The organism is Streptomyces yaizuensis, from assembly GCF_034961445.1.
GTDB classification, from domain to species: Bacteria; Actinomycetota; Actinomycetes; order Streptomycetales; family Streptomycetaceae; genus Streptomyces; species Streptomyces yaizuensis.
Genome location: NZ_BSBI01000017.1, coordinates 77,281 through 94,742, shown reverse-complemented (window position 1 = coordinate 94,742; position 17,462 = coordinate 77,281). Strand labels below are relative to the sequence as shown.

Sequence of the window (17,462 nt, the reverse complement as noted above, 5' to 3'; positions counted from 1 at the left end):
CGGCCCGAGCCGGTGTGCAACTGTTTCAGCGGACCTGGTCCACATCGACGAGGTCGACACGGATGCCGCGGCCGCCGATGGCGCCCACGACCGTACGCAGGGCACGTGCGGTGCGGCCATTGCGGCCGATCACCTTGCCGAGGTCGTCGGGATGGACCCGGACCTCCAGCACCCGCCCACGGCGCAGGTTGCGCGAGGCGACCTGCACGTCGTCGGGGTTGTCGACGATGCCCTTCACGAGGTGCTCCAGCGCCTCTTCGAGCATGCTCAGGCCTCGGTCGACTCGGCGGCGTCAGCCGCGTCGTCCGCCTTCTTGTCGGCCTTCTTCGCCTTCGGGGTGATGGCCTCGCCCTTGGGCTCGCCACCCTCCAGGGCCTTGGCGAACTCGTCGAACGCGGCGCGCTTGCTGACCTTCGGCTCGGCCACGAGCAGCGGCGCCGGGGCCGGCAGGCCCTTGTGCTTCTGCCAGTCGCCGGTGAGCTTCAGGATCGCGAGAACGGGCTCGGTCGGCTGGGCGCCGACGGAGAGCCAGTACTGCGCGCGCTCCGAGTCGACCTCGATGCGCGAGGGGTTCTGCACCGGGTGGTACAGGCCGATCTCCTCGATGGCCCGGCCGTCACGGCGGGTACGGGAGTCGGCGACGACGATGCGGTAGTGAGGCGAACGGATCTTGCCCAGACGCTTCAGCTTGATCTTGACTGCCACGGAAGTGGTGTCTCCTGGTCTTGACGTGGTTGGGCACAACGAAATGCCACGTGGGGTTGCGGTACTCGGGGTGCCCGATGGACGCGCCAGCCGGAGGAGAGAGGGGTCCTGTGCGGCCGTCGAGTACAGCTAGCCATTGTGCCACACGCCGGTGACGTGCTCTCCCCCGGACCTGCGCCGCCCCCGTCAGGCGGCCGGGCCGGGGGTCAGCTCGCAGCGGCGACCGGCTCGGGGATACGGAAGGGCTTGCCGCAGCCGCCGCAGACGATGGGCGCCTGGGCGAGGACCGAGGGCACGACCCGCACATTGCGACCGCAGTCGCAGACGGCCTTGACCCGCACACCGCCGCCCGAGGAACCGTGCCGGGCGGCCGGCCCTCGGAAGGAGCGCTTGGTGTCGGAGGCCGTGGCGACCGTGTGCGCCCGCAGGGCGCGCTGGAGCCGGTCGATCGTGGGTCGGTACCGGCGCTTGGCCTCGGGGCTGAGCGCGACCAGGGAGAAGCCGCTGCTGGGATGCGGCTCCTCCGCGTGATCGAGGCCCATTTCCTCGGCGATCGCCAGGAATCTGCGGTTGTGGTAGCGGCCGGCGCGCGAGGTGTCGCGGACACCTCGCGCGGCGGCGATGCCATGGACTGCCTCGTGGAGCAGTCGCTCGAAGGAGAGCTCGGCGCCACAGGCGGACGACGACTCTCCGATCAGGGACTCGGGCGCGGCCAGGTCCGGCAGCTCGGAGTGGTGCCGCTGAATGTCGGCCCACGCCTGTGCCAGCTCTGCGGCGAGAACAGGTGGTGTCGTGCTCACGTCGTGATAACGAGCCGGACCTTCACCGGGTTCCATTCCGGGCCATCCCAAATATTTTGCACGTACCCGTCAGTTGGCCTGATCCGCGTACCGAGGAGGGCGGGTACGCGGATCTGTGGAGAAGGCGCGCAGCTCCCATCAAGCCCGGCATGGCGGCCCCGTGCGCGGGCGCGCGGCTGCGGCGCTCTGCGGGGGCGGGGCGGGTGTGCCGGATGGGGGCTCAGTAGGCCCGCGCGACGACGGCGACATTACCGGGCGCGTCGTCCTCGGTGGGGACGGAGCCGTCCTCGGCGAGCAGACAGCGCACAGAAACGGCTTGTTCCGCCAGGGTCGCCTCCCCTTCCTGGCCGAGTACCGACCACGGGATCCGGGCCCAGCCGCCGGACGTGGCCGCCTCGATCGCGTCGGCGACGGTCGTCACATCGGCGGTACGTGACTCACGGTGCTCGCGCGACTGCCGCAGCAGGGTCGCCTGGTCCTCCTCCAGGATCCCGGGGAGCAGCGCGGGCAGGTCGTCGATCCGGACGGACTCCTTCCCGCCGGGGATCCGGCGGGCCAGTACGGCGGTACCCGCCGCCAGGTCGCGCGGGCCGACCTCGATCCGTACGGGTACGCCCTTCAGCTCCCAGTCGACGGCGCGGCGGCCGAAGGGGGTGTCGGTGCGGTCGTCGACCCGGACCCGTACCCCGGCGGCGCGCAGCCGGTCGGCGATCCGGCGCACCTCGGCCACGGCCTCGTCGCCCTTGATCGCCACCACCACGGCCTGGACGGCCGCGAGCCGGGGCGGCACCCGCAGTCCGTCGTCGTCGCCGTGGACCATGATCAGTCCGCCGATCATCCGGGTGGTGGTGCCCCAGGAGGTCTGCCAGACGTACTCCTGCCGGCCGTCCGCCGCGAGATAGCGGGTGTCGAACGCCTGGGCGAAGTTGGTGCCCAGTTCATGGCTGGTGCCCAGCTGGAGGGCCTTGCCGTCGCCCATCATCCCTTCCAGGGTGAGGGTGTTGATCGCTCCGGCGAACCGCTCGCGGGGGGTCTTGCGCCCGAGGAGCACATCGATGCCGAGGACGCCGGTCATGAAGTCCGCGTACACCTCGCGGTGGACACGGGCGGCGAAGTCGCGGGCGTCCTCGCGGGTGGCGTGCGCGGTGTGGCCCTCCTGCCAGAGGAATTCGGTGGTGCGCAGGAAGACCCGGGGGCGCAGCTCCCAGCGGACCACGTTGGCCCACTGGTTGATGAGCAGGGGCAGGTCGCGGTAGCTCTGCACCCATTTGGAGAAGGAGGCGTTGACGATCGTCTCGGAGGTGGGGCGGACCACGACGGGCTCGTCCAGCTCCTTGCCGCCGCCGTGGGTGACCACCGCCAGCTCGGGGGCGAAGCCCTCGACGTGGTCGGCCTCCCGGGTCAGATAGGACTGCGGGATGAAGAGGGGGAAGTAGGCGTTCTCGGCGCCCACGGCCTTGATCCGGGCGTCCATCTCGCTCTGCATCCGCTCCCAGAGGCCGTAGGCGTAGGGGCGGATGATCATGGTTCCGCGCACCGGCCCGTTGTCCGCCAGCTCGGCCTTGTTGATCAGGTCCTGGTACCAGCGGGGGAAGTCCTGGGCACGGGGGGTGAGTACGGGTGTCTTGGGCATGGCGCGCATCGTAGGCGCCGCCCGGGCCCGGGGGCGCGGGATTTCGGCCCGTACGCCCCCGGGCTCCGGTGGTACGGGAGAGCGCGGCCGCGAGGCAGAACCTAGGTGGCGGTGTCGCCCTTGGACAGCCGGGGGATCCCGGCCGCGCGGTAGGCGGCGTCCTCCTCCAGGGTCTCGTGTTCGAGGAGGGCGGCGGCCAGCGAGTCCAGCCGGTTGCGGTTGGCCCGCAGCAGCTCGCAGGCGCTCTCGTAGCACTCGTCCACGATCCGCCGCATCTCGTGGTCCACGGCGTCGAGCGTGGCGGGGGCGGCCGAGAGCCCGTACGGGACCTGGGCGTCGGAGGGGATGGCGGTGAGCCGGCCGACGCGCTCGCTCATCCCCCAGCGGCCCGTCATCCCCCGGGCCAGGCGTGTCACCTGTTCGAGGTCGCTCTCGGAGCCGGTGGTGACCACACCGAAGACGACGGACTCGGCGGCCATCCCGCCCAGCGCGCCGATGATCCGGCCGCGCAGGTACTCCTCGGTGTAGGCGTACTTGTCCGCGTCCGGGGTGGAGAGGGTGACGCCGAGGGCCCGGCCGCGCGGGACGATCGTCACCTTGCGGACCGGGTCGGCGCCCGGCTGGACCATGCCCAGCAGGGCGTGGCCGCTCTCGTGGTACGCGGTGCGGCGGCGCTCCTCCTCGTCCAGTACCAGCGGGCGTTCGGCACCGAGCTGGACCTTCTCCAGCGCGCCGGAGAGATCGGCCTGGGTGACGGCCGACTGCTTGCGCTTGACGGCGAGGAGGGCGGCCTCGTTGGTCAGGTTGGCCAGGTCGGCGCCGGTCATCCCGGGGGTGGCCTGGGCGATCCGGGCCAGGTCCACACCGGGCGCGAGGGGGATCTCGCGGCTGTGGATCCGCAGGATGGCCTCCCGGCCGGACCGGTCGGGGGGTGAGACATGGACGATCCGGTCGAAGCGGCCGGGCCGGGTCAGCGCCGGGTCGAGGACGTCGGCGCGGTTGGTGGCGGCGAGCACGACGACCCCTTCGGAGCCGGTGAAGCCGTCCATCTCGGTGAGGATCTGGTTGAGGGTCTGCTCGCGCTCGTCGTGACCGCCGAGGCCGCCGGAGCCGCCGCGGGCCCGGCCGATGGTGTCGATCTCGTCGATGAAGACGATGGCGGGAGCGACCTTGCGGGCCTCCGCGAACAGCTCCCGCACCCGGCCCGCGCCGACGCCGACGATCATCTCGATGAACTCGGACGCGGAGGCGGAGAAGAACGGGACCCCCGCCTCTCCGGCGACCGCGCGGGCGAGCAGGGTCTTGCCGGTGCCGGGCGGTCCCGCGAGGAGCACCCCGCCGGGCATCCGGGCGCCCATCTTCCGGTACGCGTCGGGATGCTTCAGGAAGTCCACGACGTCGTCGAGTTCGCCTTCCACCTCGTCGATCCCGGCGACGTCGGCGAAGGTGGTCCGCCCGCCCTCGGTCACCTCGACGGGTTTGGGCGGCGGCTTGCGGCTGAAGGCCCCGCCGCCCAGGCCCGCGCCCATCCGGCGGGCGATGAACACCCACAAGGCGACCAGCAGCACCATCGGCGCGAGCGCGATCAGCAGATTGACGAGAAAGCTGCGCTGCTGGACGACGGGTTCGGCGGTGACGGTGACGTTCTTCGCGGTCAGCTGGCTCCACAGATTGTCGTCCGCGAAGGCGGGGCGCTGGGTGGTGAACTTGGTGTAGTCGCCCTTCTTGCCGGGTACCGGGGCCTTCTTCTTCAGCTCGCCCTGGATCGTGTCGCCCTTGGAGTAGATCTTCGCGACATTGCCCGCGCCGACCTGCCGGCTGAACTCGGTGTACGAGACGGAGGGCTCGTTGCGCTCGCCGAGGTACGACAGCACCAGATTGGTGATCAGGTAGACGGCGAGCGCGGCGAGGACGAGACCGCCCCAGCCGCCGGGCATCCGGCGCTTGGGCGGCGTCGGGGGCGGTGCGCCCTCGGAGCGCCAGGGGCGCTCGTCGGTGCGGTTGTCCACGCTCCCGTTGGTCCCGTTGCCCCCGTTGCCCGGGCCGCGGCCCGTGGCGGACCCCGCGCCCCAGCGGCCGGGGGTCCTGGCCCGGCTCGGGCGGCCCGCTGCTCGCGAGGGCCGGCCGCCCTGCGGGGTCCCGGGCGCCGGCGCGGCGTTGCTCATACCGGGACGTTAAGACAGAAAGACGGTGTCGGCACCCGCTCGCGCGCGGGTGCCGGCACCGTCGTACGACATCCGAGGTGGCCCGGGAGCCTCCTCGGCTCAGCCCATGAACTTCTTGAACTCGTCCGGCAGCTCGAAGTCCTTGCCGGCTCCGCCACCCGGCAGACCGAAGGCACCGCCCTGGCCCGCCTGCTCGCGCTTGGCGGCGGCGGCCTCCTCGTCGGCCTTCCGCTTGATCGGGTTGCCGCTGCGGCGCTTGCCCTTGGCCTGCTTCTGCTGCTTCTTCTGCCGGCCGGGGCCGCCGCCCATGCCCGGGATCCCCGGCATGCCGGGCATTCCGCCGCCCTGCGCCATCCGGGACATCATCTTGCGGGCCTCGAAGAACCGCTCCACCAGGCTCTTGACCGCGCTGACCTCGACACCGGAGCCCTTGGCGATACGGGCCCGGCGCGAGCCGTTGATGATCGTCGGCTCCTGGCGCTCCGCCGGGGTCATCGACTTGATGATCGCGGCGGTACGGTCCACGTCGCGCTCGTCGATGCTGTTGATCTGCTCCTTCATCTGCGCCATGCCGGGCAGCATGCCGAGCAGCTTGGAGATGGAGCCCATCTTGCGGACCTGCTCCATCTGGGCCAGGAAGTCGTCGAGCGTGAACTCCTTGCCCTGGCTGCTCGCCAGCTTGGAGGCCATTTTGGCGGCCTCTTCCTGGGTGAAGGTCTGCTCGGCCTTCTCGATCAGGCTCAGGACGTCGCCCATGCCCAGGATCCGCGACGCCATGCGGTCCGGGTGGAAGGCGTCGAAGTCGTCCAGCTTCTCGCCGTTGGACGCGAACATGATCTGGCGGCCGGTGACGTGCGCGATGGAGAGCGCGGCACCGCCGCGCGCGTCGCCGTCCAGCTTGGACAGGACCACGCCGTCGAAGCCGACGCCGTCGCGGAAGGCCTCGGCGGTGTTGACCGCGTCCTGGCCGATCATGGCGTCGACCACGAAGAGGATCTCGTCGGGCGAGACCGCGTCGCGGATGTCGGCGGCCTGCTGCATCAGCTCGGCGTCGATGCCGAGACGGCCGGCGGTGTCCACGACGACGACGTCGTGGACCTTGGTCCGGGCGTACTCGATGGAGTCCTTGGCCACCTGGACCGGGTCGCCGACGCCGTTGCCGGGCTGGGGGGCGTAGACCGCGACCCCGGCGCGCTCGGCGACCACGGAGAGCTGGTTGACGGCGTTGGGACGCTGGAGGTCGCAGGCGACCAGCAGCGGGGAGTGGCCCTGGGCCTTGAGCCAGCGGCCCAGCTTTCCGGCGAGGGTGGTCTTACCGGCGCCCTGGAGACCGGCGAGCATGATCACGGTCGGGGGCTGCTTGGCGAAGCGCAGTCGGCGGGTCTCGCCGCCGAGGATCGCCACCAGCTCCTCGTTGACGATCTTGATGACCTGCTGGGCGGGGTTCAGCGCCTTGGAGACCTCGGCGCCCCGGGCCCGCTCCTTGACCTTGCTGATGAACGCGCGGACAACCGGAAGCGCGACGTCCGCCTCCAGCAGCGCGATCCGGATCTCGCGTGCCGTGGCATCGATGTCCGCCTCGGAGAGCCTTCCTTTGCCACGCAGGGTCTTGAAGGTATTCGCCAAGCGGTCGGAGAGAGTATCGAACACGGCGCTCGTCGGTCCTCGGGGTCGGGGGCAGGTAATCGTCCTCCAGGGTATCCGGCCGTCCGCCCGGTCCGCCGTCCCCTTGCGGCAAGCACCGTGAAAGGGGGGTGCGGGAGCGGGCGGGAGATCAGCCCAGGGCCTGTTCCAGCGCCCGGGCCAGCTCCGCGGCGGCGGCCTTCGGCAGCGGCCGGCCGCCGGGCCCGGTGACGTAGAAGGCGTCCACGGCGTGCGCCCCCAGGGTCGACACATGCGCGCTGCGCACCCGCACGCCCGCGCTCTCCAGGGCCCGGCCGATGCGGTGCAGCAGACCGGGGGCGTCCTGGGCGCGGACCTCGACCACGGTCGCGTGCCGGGAGGCGGCCGGATCGACCGTGACCCGGGGCGGCGAGGGCTCGGTCCCGCGCCGCCGGGGCCGGGCCGCCTCCCGCTCCGCGAGCCGGGCGGGGATGTCGAGGGAGCCGTCGAGCGCGCGCACCAGATCGGCGCGGAGCCGGGCCGCCTGGGGCAGCGAGCCGTACGCGGCGGCCACCCGCCAGCGCAGCACGATGACCGGGCCGGGGCGCGGGCCGTCCCCCGGCGGGGTGCCGGCCTCCCCGGGGACCACCACGGACAGCTCGGCGGCGCGGACGGTGAGCCGGTGCAGGGCGAGCACCCCGGCGGCGGCGGGCAGCACCCCGGGCCGCTCCGCCACCGCGATCAGCAACTCGGCCCCGACGGGCTCGGGCGGCGCCCCCGCGCCGTCCGGACCCACCGGGGTGTCGGTGGCGCCGGTGACACCACTGGCCCCGGTGTACAGGGCGAGGACCGGTCCGCCGGTCCGCAGCGCCTCGGCCGCCAGCCTCGCCCGCTCCCCGCCCGCGTCCCCGTCCGGCCGGACCACCGCCGCCGGGGCGGCCCCGGCGAGGACCGCGCCCGCCCGCCGCACCAGGTCGGCGACGAGCCCCGCGCGCCACGCCGACCAGGCGGCCGGCCCGGTGGCCAGCGCGTCCGCCTCGGTGAGGGCGTGCAGCAGCTCCAGCGCCCGGGGCGAGCCGACGGCGTCGGCGACCGCCCGCACGGTCTGGGGGTCGTCCAGATCGCGCCGGGTGGCGGTCTCGGCGAGCAGCAGATGGTGGCGTACGAGGGTGGCGAGCACGGCCGCGTCACCGGTGTCGAAGCCGAGCCGGACGGCCATGTCCCGGGCGATGGTCTCCCCGGTGACGCAGTGGTCGCCGGGCCAGCCCTTGCCGATGTCGTGCAGCAGAGCGGCCACCAGCAGCAGATCGGGCCGGTCGACCCGGCGGGCGAGCGCGGCGGCGCGGACCGCCGTCTCCACGAGGTGCCGGTCGACGGTCCAGGTGTGGACGGCGTTGCGCTGGGGCCGGCAGCGCACCCGCTCCCAGTCCGGGAGCAGCCGGTCGATCAGCCCGCCGGCCTCCAGGGCCTCCCAGACGGCGACGGTGGGCCGGCCGGCGCCGAGCAGTATCACGAACTCCTGCCGGGCCTCGGCGGGCCAGGGCACCGGCAGCGGCGGGGCGGCCCGGGCGAGCCGGCGCACGGCGTGGCGGGAGAGCGGCAGCCCGGCCTGGGCGGCAGCGGCGGCGGCCCGCAGCGCGAGCACGGGGTCCCGCTCCGGCCGGGCGGTACGGGCGAGGACGGCCTCGCCGTCCTGTTCGACCACCCCGTCCGCGAGGGGGGTGCGCCGGGGTTCGGTCCGCCGTCCGCCGAGGACCGCCCGCACCCGGCTGCCGGCCGAGCGGGCCCGCAGCACCCGGTGGACCTCGCGCCAGGTGACGTCGGTGGCGTACGAGACGGTCCGCGCGGCCTCGTACACCTGGCGCAGGAGGGCGTCCCCGTCGAGGAGGCCGAGTTCGGCGGCGACCTGGTCCTGTTCCTGGAGGGCGAGCCGGTCGGTGGCGCGTCCGGTGGTCAGATGGAGGGCGTCGCGGGTGTCGAGGAGGGTGCGCCGGGCGTCGTCGAGTCCTTCGCGGGGGGCGTCCGCGAGCCAGGAGGCGGCGACGGCCCGCAGGGCGGTGGCGTCGCGGAGCCCGCCGCGTGCCTCCTTGAGGTCGGGTTCCAGCAGGAAGCGCAGTTCGCCCTGGCGTTCGGCGCGTTCACGGCAGAGGTCGTGGAGTTCGGGCAGCCGGCGGGGGGCCGCCTCGCGCCAGTCGGCGAGGACGGCCGTCCGCAAGCCGGCGACCTGGGCGGGGTCCCCGGCGACCGGGCGGGCGTCGAGCAGCCCGAGGTGGGCGCGGAGGTCGCCGCCCGCGGTCCTGCGGGCCTCGGCGGGGGTGCGCACGGAGTGGTCGAGGGAGAGGCCGAGGTCCCAGACGGGGTACCAGATGCGGTCGGCGAGGGTGGCGACGGCCCGGGGGTCGGCGGATCCGTCGTGGAGCAGGAGGAGATCGAGGTCGCTGCGGGGGGAGAGTTCACCGCGGCCGTAGCCGCCGACGGCGACGAGGGCGGCGCCGTGCACCCGGGTGGCCCGGCAGGCGGTGGCGAAGAGGGCGGCGAGCCAGCGGTCGGTGAGGGAGGCGAGGGCCAAGCGGCGGGGCGGCCCGGACCGCTCCTTCTCCTGGAGCAGGAGCAGCCGGGCCTCGGCGTAGCCGCTGGGGCAGGCGGGGGTGCCGGCCCCGGGTCCGGGCGCGGGGGGCGGCGCGGAGCCGTTCCCCGCGTCCGGCGGAAGGCCGGCACCGGGCAGGGGCCCCGTCGGCGAAGGCCCCTGCGGCGGCGGTGGCGGTGGCCCCGCCTCGGGGGATGTCCCCGGCGGCGTGTGCGCGCCCGCTTCGGTGACCCGCTTGCGACCCGACACCCGACCGGCCCCTCTTCCGCTGTCTTCCGCTGTCTTCCGCTGTCTTCCGTGGTCCTCCGGGTCCGGCGCCCGCCCTGCGTCGGAACCGGATGTACGTCAGAGCGCGTCCGGGCCGCGCTCGCCGGTGCGTACCCGTACGGCGGTGTCGACCGGCACGCTCCAGACCTTGCCGTCGCCGATCTTCCCGGTACGGGCGGCCTTGACGATGACCTCGATCAGCTGTTCGGCGTCGTCGTCCTCGGCCAGGACCTCGATCCGGACCTTGGGCACCAGGTCGACCTGGTACTCGGCGCCCCGGTAGACCTCGGTGTGGCCGCGCTGCCGGCCGTAGCCGCTGGCCTCGGTGACGGTCAGCCCCTGGACCCCGAAGGACTGGAGGGCTTCCTTGATCTCGTCCAGGCGGTGCGGCTTGACGACCGCGGTGATGAGCTTCATGCGTCCACCTTCGGGTGCGGGGCGGTCCCGGTCGCGTTGTCGGTGCCGGTGCTGTCGGGGGCGGGCCGACCGGCACTGGCCGGGCCGCCGGGCGTCGCCGGGAGGCCGTCCGGGGCGGGCACGGCCCGGCGGGATCCGGCGCCGCCGCCCGCGCCGCTGAAGTCGTACGCCGTCTCCGCGTGTTCGTCCTGGTCGATGCCGGAGATCTCCACCTCCTCGTCCACCCGCATCCCCATCGTCCGGTCCAGGACGAGGGCGAGCAGGGCCGAGACCACCAGGGAGTACGCCAGCACCGAGAAGACGCCGATCGCCTGCTTCCCGAGCTGTTCGAGGCCGCCGCCGTAGAACAGGCCCCGGGCCTCGGACTGTACGCCTCCGGTGGCGAAGAACCCCACCAGCAGGGAGCCCGCCACGCCGCCGACGAGGTGGACGCCGACGACGTCGAGGGAGTCGTCGTAGCCGAAGCGGTACTTGAGGCCCACGGCCATGGCGCACAGGACACCGGCGATCGCGCCGATGGCGAGGGCGCCGAGCGGGGAGCAGGAGCCGCCCGCCGGGGTGATGGCGACGAGTCCGGCGACGGCGCCGGACGCGGCCCCGAGGGTGGTGAAGGCGCCGTGGCGGATCTTCTCGTAGGCCAGCCAGGCGAGCATCGCGGCGGCGGTGGCGACCTGCGTGTTGACGAACATCACCGCGCCGACGCCGTCGTCGTTGCCGAGCCAGGAGCCGGCGTTGAAGCCGAACCAGCCGAACCAGAGCAGCCCGGCGCCGAGCATCACCAGGGGCAGGCTGTGCGGGCGCATCGGGTCCTTGCCGAAGCCGATGCGGCGGCCGATGACCCAGATGACGCCGAGAGCGGCGGCACCCGCGTTGACGTGGACGGCCGTGCCGCCCGCGAAGTCGATCACGCCCATCTCGAAGAGCCAGCCGCCGGCGCCCCAGACCCAGTGGGCGACCGGGAAGTAGACCACGGTGGCCCAGAGCGCGACGAAGAGCGCCCAGGCGGTGAACTTGACCCGGTCCGCGAGGGCGCCGCTGATCAGGGCGGGGGTGATGACGGCGAACATCAGCTGGAAGACGGCAAAGACATAGACGGGGATGGTGTAGCCGTCCCACAGTTCGGTCAGTCCGATGCCGCTGAGGCCCACGTACTCACCCGACCAGCCGACGACGGAGCCGAAGTCGGTGCCGAAGGCGATGCTGAACCCGTACAGCACCCACAGGACGGTGACGATGCCGATGCTGATGAAGCTCATCATCAGCATGTTGAGGGTGGACTTGACCCGGACCATCCCGCCGTAGAAGAAGGCGAGGGCCGGGGTCATCAGCATCACCAGCGCGGAGCAGATGAGCACGAAGCCGGTATTGGCCGTGGACAGGGCCGGGGCCGGTGCGGCCAGCGTCGAAAGGGCTGGGAGCATGGGCGACTCCTCGTCGTGGGTGCGGCCGCGTGCGGGTGGAGCCTGAGCGATTCGGGCGGGTGCCTGAGCGGTTCGGGCGGGGCGGGCCGGTTATGCGCCATGAGGCTGTCCGAGCGGCGTTTCGGCCAGTGCTCCCCGGTGTTTCACGGCGATGACGAAGACGTCCGCTGTGTTACGCCGCCATGAACACACCGGAACCGGGTGCGAGGAGAGGGGCGGCAACGCGACGAGGCGGTACGCGCGAGGACGGCGGGTCCTCTGCACGTACCGCCTCATGAGCGGGGTTCGGGGCTCAGACGGCTTCGGCGGCCTCCGGGAGCTGCGCGGTGAGCAGGTCGGTGAAGTGGACGACCTCGGCCACGTCCCCGAAGTCCCGGGCGGCCGTGTCCAGGGTCTTGCGCAGCCGGGTGTTGACCCGCTCGGACCGCACCCGCTTGGCCACGGTCAGCGCCTGCGAGGCCAGCTCCGTCGCCTGCTCGGGCTCCCGCTGGAGCAGATGGACGGTGGCCATGCCGATCAGATTGAGGGCGTACGAGCGCTGGTGCACCTCGTCCTGCTCGAAGAGGCGCACGGCCCGCTCCATGACCGGTTCGGCGAGGGAGGCGTAGGTGGGGCTGCGGCCGGAGACATAGGCGAGATCGCGGTACGAGTGGGCGTTCTCCGCGTTCAGCTCGGCCTCGGAGAAGAAGCCGATCCAGTCGGGCTCGGGCGCCGGGCCGTCGACCCCGATGTCGGCGAAGGTGTCCTCGGCCATCCGGACCGCCCGCTTGCACTTGCTGGGCTGGCCCATGTTGGCGTAGGCGCGGGCCTCCATCGCATACAGCATGGCCTGGGTGCGGGGGGTGGCGCAGTCGCGGCTGCCGTACTGCGCCAGGTGGATCAGTTCCAGGGCGTCGTCGGGCCGGCCGAGATGGATCATCTGGCGGCTCATCGCGGAGAGGACGAAGGAGCCCAGCGGCTTGTCCCCGGCCTCCTTGGCGGCGTGCAGCGCCAGCACGAAGTACTTCTGGGCGGTGGGCTGGAGACCGACGTCGTAGCTCATCCAGCCGGCCAGCTGGGCCAGTTCGGCGGCGCAGACGAAGAGCCGTTGGCGGGTCTTCTCGGGGTGGGACTCCTGGAGCAGGTCCGTGACCTCGTGGAGCTGGCCCACGACCGCCTTGCGGCGCAGCCCGCCGCCGCACTGGGCGTCCCAGGTGCGGAACATGACCGTGGCGGACTCCAGCTGCTCCAGCTCGGGCCCGGAGAGCCGGACGGGCCGCCCCGCCGAGGACACCGACGACACCGAGGCGGCCGGACCGGGCAGCGGCTCACCGGCCGGGCCGGGCACCAGCCACCGCTGCATCGGCTCGACCAGGGAGGGTCCGGCCGCCAGCGCCAGCGAGGCGCCGAGGAAGCCGCGCCGGGCGAGCATCAGATCGCTGCGGGAGAACTCGTTGAGCAGATCGACCGTCTGGGGCCCGGCCCACGGCAGGTCGACCCCGGACACCGACGGGGACTGATGGGCGGTGCGCAGCCCCAGGTCCTCGATGGCGACGACCGTGCCGAACCGCTCCGAGAACAGCTCGGAGAGGATGCGGGGGATCGGCTCGCGCGGCTGCTCGCCGTCGAGCCAGCGCCGCACCCGGGAGGTGTCGGTGCTGATGTGGTGCGCGCCCAGGCGCCGGGCCCGGCGGTTGACCTGCCGCGCCAGCTCGCCCTTGGACCAGCCGCTGCGCAGGAACCAGGAACCGAGCCGGTCGTTGGGACGCTTGCCGGTCTGCGGGTCGGCACCGCCGCCGTCCCGGCCGGCCGGCCCGTCGGCCTCCTTGCCGGCATCCCTGCCGACGTCCCTGCCGCCGTCCCTGTCGTCGTCCATGGGAACGCCCCCATCCATAAGCCGCACATTGCCCTGACGCTCGTACCCTGATCGCGATGCCGTGGGTCGCGGGCGGCCGCGGACCCCGGCCGGCGGTGAGGGCCGCGGCCTGAGGTCGGACACCGTCCGTGGGGAACGCTCCCGGTGGTGCGGGGGTCCCGGGGTGGAGGACTCCGGCGGGGTGGCCGTCCGGAGGTCCGGTGGGAGCGGGCGGTACGGGCGGAGACGGCGACGACCCACGACGACCCACGACGACTCCGCCCTGCCCCGCGCGCGACAGCGCACCGGGCTCGTACACCAAAAGTAATCCTACGATCACCCGTCCCGCGACCACCGTCCTGGAAACGCCACCATTCGCCACCCCATTGAATGAACTGCCCCGTCCCCGGGCGCGATTCACTTGACACACGACGATCAGGGGACGGCGCAAAGGTGCGTCGGCGGGCGCGTTCCGGTACCCGCGCTCTCCCCCGCGCTCCTAGGCGCCGCCCGCACTCCACCGGTTGCGACGCTGTGTCACGAGGAGACTTCGGGTCGTAACCACCGGCGAGGACGACCCGTTGGAGGGGGCATGGGCTTCACGATCGGCAGCAGCCGGAGCATCAGGGACATCCGGGCCGGCTCACGACGCCGTGGCCGTACGGCGGAGTGCACCGTGGTGGCGGAGTACACGGGTCTGTGGGGCTGGGCGGTGACGCCGGGCGCGCGGGCGGTGCCCGGCGGCTGCTCCTGCGGCGTCCCGGAGTGCCCCGCGCCCGGCGCCCATCCGCTGGCGGGCGCGGAGCCGGTGGAGGCGGGCGCGACCCTGGTGGAGGTGGTCCGGGCCTGGGAGCGGGTGCCGGGCGCGACCCTGCTGCTGCCCGTGGGCCGGGCCTTCGACATCCTGGAGGTGGCCGCCCCGGCCGGGCGGCGGGCGCTGGTGCGGCTGGAGCGGATGGGGCTGCCGCTGGGTCCGGTGACGGCGACCCCCGACGGCCGGTGCCAGTTCTTCGTGGCGCCGGGCGCCGCGGCGGGACTGCCCGCGCTGCTCTACCGGATGGGCTGGGACGACGCCGATCTGGATCTGCACGCGCTCGGTCCCGGCGACCACATCACCGCGCCGCCGTCCGACCACGGCGGCCGCGGTCCGGTGGTGTGGCTGCGGCCGCCCTCGCTGGACACGGCGACCGCGCCGCCCCAGGCCCGGCTGCTGCTGGGGACGCTGGCGTACATCTGCCACCGCTCGGCCGCGTAGGGCCCGTACCGACCCCCCGGAAAGACGAGTGCCCGGCCACGCCATCGCGCGCCGGGCACTCGCGGGCCGAACGGCCCATGACCGCGGGGGTCAGTCGCCGATCAGCGCGTCGACGAACGCCTCCGGCTCGAAGGGAGCCAGGTCGTCCGGGCCCTCGCCCAGGCCGACCAGCTTCACCGGGACGCCCAGCTCGCGCTGGACCGCGATCACGATGCCGCCCTTGGCGGTGCCGTCCAGCTTGGTCAGCACGATGCCGGTGATGTCCACGACCTCCGCGAAGACACGGGCCTGGACCAGGCCGTTCTGGCCGGTGGTGGCGTCCAGGACGAGCAGGATCTCGTCCAGCGGGCCGTGCTTCTCCACGACCCGCTTGACCTTGCCCAGCTCGTCCATGAGGCCGGTCTTGGTGTGCAGCCGGCCCGCCGTGTCGATGAGCACCACGTCGGCGCCCTCGGCGATGCCCTCCTTGACCGCGTCGAACGCGATCGACGCCGGGTCGCCGCCCTCGGGGCCGCGCACGGTACGGGCGCCGACGCGCTCGCCCCAGGTCTGGAGCTGGTCGGCGGCCGCGGCACGGAAGGTGTCGGCGGCGCCGAGGACGACCGAGCGGCCGTCCGCGACGAGCACCCGGGCCAGCTTGCCGGTGGTGGTGGTCTTGCCGGTGCCGTTGACGCCGACGACCATCACCACGCCCGGGGTGTCCAGGTCGCTCTCGGTGCGCACGGCGCGGTCCTGGTCGGTGCCGATCAGGTGCAGCAGCTCCTCGCGGAGCAGGGCGCGCAGTTCGTCGGGGGTACGGGTGCCGAGCACCCTCACCCGCTCGCGCAGCCGCTCCACCAGCTCCTGGGTCGGGGCGACGCCGACGTCGGCGACGAGGAGGGTCTCCTCGATCTCCTCCCAGGTGTCCTCGTCCAGGTGCTCCCGGGAGAGCAGGGTCAGCAGGCCCTTGCCGAGGGAGTTCTGGGAACGGGCGAGCCGGGCGCGCAGCCGGACCAGCCGGCCGGCGGTGGGCTCGGGGGTCTCGATCTGAGGCGCCTCGGGCGCGGCGACGACCGGGTCCTCGATGGCGACGGGGGTGTCGGTGGCCTCGTCCGCCGGGGGCAGACCGACCTCTTCGATGGTGCGGCGAGGTTCTTCCCGCGGTGTCTCCGCCTCGTCGCCGACATGCGGCTCGGCGGGCGGAGCGGTGATGGTCGGCGCGGACGGCGGGGCCGCGGGCGGCAGCTGCTTCTTCTTGCGGCTGCTGATCACGAGCCCGCTGATCGCGCCGACGGCGACCAGGGCGATGACTACAGCAAGGATGAGAAAGTCCATAACAGCCCCAGTATCGGGCACACCGGGCCGGAGCCGGGCGGCCCCACCCCGGCGGGGGTCCGCACGGTCCGTGCCGGGGGCGCTCCGCTGCGTACCGGCGGCGGGCGCCGCTCCCCGATCCCTACCCCCGCACAGGGCGTCGGCGCCGGTTCCGTACAGGCTCAAAAATCCGGTGACTCCTGAGCGCGGGCGCGTTAGCGTCCGGGGCCATGACCGCCGTGGAATACCGAAGCATTCCGGAAACACACCTCGACCGCGCCCTGGACCTGCACTATCTCGTCTTTCTCGCGAAGGAACCGGAGGACGACGTCCGGGCGCTGCACCGGGAGATCCTTCAGCACTGCGACCGCATCGGCGCCTACGAGGGGGACGAACTCGTCGGGCTGCTCGCCGCCCACCCGCTCGCCCTGTCGGTGCCCGGCGGGGAGCTGCCGTGCGCCGGGGTGACCTTTGTCTCCGTGGCGCCGACCCACCGCCGCCGGGGGGTGCTCAGCGGGATGATGGCCGAGCTGTGGCGGCGCTGTGCGGCGGGCGGGCAGCCGCTCGCGGCGCTGTGGGTGTCGGAGACGGGGATCTACGGCCGGTTCGGCTTCGAGCCGGCGACCCGTTCGTACACCGTGGAGATCGACACGGACCATCCGCTCGTCCTGCGGACCGAGCCGGACGAGCGGCCGCTGCGGCTGGTCGCGCCGGCGGACGCGCCCGCGGTGATCGGCGCCCTGCACGCGGCGGGACGGCGGGAGCGCGGGGGCCGGGTCGCCCGGGACGGCTTCTGGTGGCGCACCCATGTGCTCCCGGAGGAGGACGGCGGCAACGACGACCTCACGCCGGTGCGGGTGGTGACGGTCGGCGATCCGGGCGCGGAGCCGGTGGGGTACGCCTGTTACCGGACCCTGGGTGACGACGAGGGCCGGGGGGTCGTCCACGTCGACGAGCTGGAGGCCGCCTCCCCGGCGGTGGCGGCGGCGCTCTGGCGCTATCTGACCTCGATCGACCTGGCCGACAAGGTACGGGCGTGGGGGCGGCCGCTGGACGATCCGCTGCTGCGGTTCGCGGGCGACCGGGACCAGGTGCGGATCACGCAGGAGTTCCCGGCGCTCTGGCTGCGACTCGTCGATGTGCCGGCCGCGCTGACGGGCCGTACCTGGGCGGAGCCGGTGGATCTGGTGCTGGAGGTGACCGACGTGGAGCTGCCCGCCAACGCCGGACGGTACCGGCTGACGGCCGGGGCGGACGGGAGCGCCCGGGTGGAGCGGACCGGGGACGCCCCGGATCTGACGATCGGGGTCCGGGAGCTGACGGCCGGGTATCTGGGGGACATCGGCGCGGCCGAGCTGGTGCGGGCCGGGCTGGTCGCGGAGCACACCCCGGGCGCCGCCGCGCGCCTGGAGCGGGCCGCCCGCACGAAGCTGCTGCCGCACACCGTCGACGAGTTCTGACCGGCCCCGGGCCGGGACCCGAA

At 73.4% G+C, this 17,462-nt stretch carries 13 protein-coding genes; 2 read left to right on the top strand and 11 right to left on the bottom strand.

The window, feature by feature from the left end:
• Positions 1-25: 25 nt before the first annotated feature.
• From SYYSPA8_RS32235 to nsdA, 10 genes are all read right to left on the bottom strand, one after another.
• Positions 26-265 (bottom strand): RNA-binding protein, encoded by a 240-nt coding sequence (locus SYYSPA8_RS32235; RefSeq protein WP_005311361.1) that lies wholly within the window; start codon positions 263-265, stop codon positions 26-28.
• A 2-nt stretch (positions 266-267) separates the two neighbouring features.
• Positions 268-705, bottom strand: coding sequence for a 30S ribosomal protein S16 (rpsP, locus tag SYYSPA8_RS32230; protein ID WP_323450953.1), 438 nt, complete (start codon positions 703-705; stop codon positions 268-270).
• A 206-nt stretch (positions 706-911) separates the two neighbouring features.
• Positions 912-1,505, bottom strand: coding sequence for a hypothetical protein (locus tag SYYSPA8_RS32225; protein WP_323450952.1), 594 nt, complete (start codon positions 1,503-1,505; stop codon positions 912-914).
• A 220-nt stretch (positions 1,506-1,725) separates the two neighbouring features.
• On the bottom strand, positions 1,726-3,138 hold the full coding sequence (gene proS, locus SYYSPA8_RS32220; protein WP_323450951.1) for a proline--tRNA ligase: 1,413 nt from the start codon (positions 3,136-3,138) through the stop codon (positions 1,726-1,728).
• Between the two features lie 101 nt (positions 3,139-3,239).
• On the bottom strand, positions 3,240-5,303 hold the full coding sequence (gene ftsH / locus SYYSPA8_RS32215; RefSeq protein ID WP_323450950.1) for an ATP-dependent zinc metalloprotease FtsH: 2,064 nt from the start codon (positions 5,301-5,303) through the stop codon (positions 3,240-3,242).
• Between the two features lie 99 nt (positions 5,304-5,402).
• A complete protein-coding gene (ffh, locus tag SYYSPA8_RS32210; protein WP_323450949.1) occupies positions 5,403-6,953 on the bottom strand; it encodes a signal recognition particle protein in 1,551 nt (516 codons plus the stop codon).
• A 124-nt stretch (positions 6,954-7,077) separates the two neighbouring features.
• Entirely contained in the window at positions 7,078-9,519 is a 2,442-nt protein-coding gene (locus SYYSPA8_RS32205; RefSeq protein WP_407706134.1) for a [protein-PII] uridylyltransferase, read from the bottom strand.
• A gap of 318 nt (positions 9,520-9,837) precedes the next feature.
• Positions 9,838-10,176, bottom strand: a complete 339-nt coding sequence (locus SYYSPA8_RS32200) for a P-II family nitrogen regulator (protein WP_323450947.1) — start codon at positions 10,174-10,176, stop codon at positions 9,838-9,840.
• Entirely contained in the window at positions 10,173-11,597 is a 1,425-nt protein-coding gene (locus SYYSPA8_RS32195; RefSeq protein WP_323450946.1) for an ammonium transporter, read from the bottom strand. Before SYYSPA8_RS32195 ends, SYYSPA8_RS32200 begins: the two co-directional genes overlap by 4 nt.
• A 292-nt stretch (positions 11,598-11,889) precedes the next feature.
• The gene (gene nsdA, locus SYYSPA8_RS32190) at positions 11,890-13,452 is read right to left on the bottom strand and encodes a transcriptional repressor NsdA (RefSeq protein ID WP_323450945.1); all 1,563 of its coding nucleotides are present in this window, start codon (positions 13,450-13,452) and stop codon (positions 11,890-11,892) included.
• A gap of 571 nt (positions 13,453-14,023) precedes the next feature.
• On the opposite strand from nsdA, the gene SYYSPA8_RS32185 reads away from it, so the two are divergent.
• Positions 14,024-14,686, top strand: a complete 663-nt coding sequence (locus SYYSPA8_RS32185; protein ID WP_323450944.1) for a bifunctional DNA primase/polymerase — start codon at positions 14,024-14,026, stop codon at positions 14,684-14,686.
• A gap of 90 nt (positions 14,687-14,776) precedes the next feature.
• Here SYYSPA8_RS32185 and ftsY read toward each other — a convergent pair whose 3' ends face one another.
• Positions 14,777-16,000: a signal recognition particle-docking protein FtsY gene (gene ftsY / locus SYYSPA8_RS32180; protein WP_323450943.1), complete on the bottom strand. Its 1,224-nt coding sequence runs from the start codon at positions 15,998-16,000 to the stop codon at positions 14,777-14,779.
• Between the two features lie 209 nt (positions 16,001-16,209).
• On the opposite strand from ftsY, the gene SYYSPA8_RS32175 reads away from it, so the two are divergent.
• Entirely contained in the window at positions 16,210-17,439 is a 1,230-nt protein-coding gene (locus SYYSPA8_RS32175) for a GNAT family N-acetyltransferase (RefSeq protein WP_323450942.1), read from the top strand.
• Positions 17,440-17,462 lie beyond the last annotated feature (23 nt).

Excerpts from the sequence above, each read along its gene's own strand:
- ftsY (WP_323450943.1), bottom strand. The coding sequence starts at position 16,000 with ATGGACTTTCTCATCCTTGCTGTAGTCATCGCCCTGGTCGCCGTCGGC.
- SYYSPA8_RS32235 (WP_005311361.1), bottom strand. The coding sequence starts at position 265 with ATGCTCGAAGAGGCGCTGGAGCACCTCGTGAAGGGCATCGTCGACAAC.
- SYYSPA8_RS32200 (WP_323450947.1), bottom strand. The coding sequence starts at position 10,176 with ATGAAGCTCATCACCGCGGTCGTCAAGCCGCACCGCCTGGACGAGATC.
- nsdA (WP_323450945.1), bottom strand. The coding sequence starts at position 13,452 with ATGGACGACGACAGGGACGGCGGCAGGGACGTCGGCAGGGATGCCGGC.
- proS (WP_323450951.1), bottom strand. The coding sequence starts at position 3,138 with ATGCCCAAGACACCCGTACTCACCCCCCGTGCCCAGGACTTCCCCCGC.
- SYYSPA8_RS32175 (WP_323450942.1), top strand. The coding sequence starts at position 16,210 with ATGACCGCCGTGGAATACCGAAGCATTCCGGAAACACACCTCGACCGC.
- SYYSPA8_RS32195 (WP_323450946.1), bottom strand. The coding sequence starts at position 11,597 with ATGCTCCCAGCCCTTTCGACGCTGGCCGCACCGGCCCCGGCCCTGTCC.
- ftsH (WP_323450950.1), bottom strand. The coding sequence starts at position 5,303 with ATGAGCAACGCCGCGCCGGCGCCCGGGACCCCGCAGGGCGGCCGGCCC.
- SYYSPA8_RS32185 (WP_323450944.1), top strand. The coding sequence starts at position 14,024 with ATGGGCTTCACGATCGGCAGCAGCCGGAGCATCAGGGACATCCGGGCC.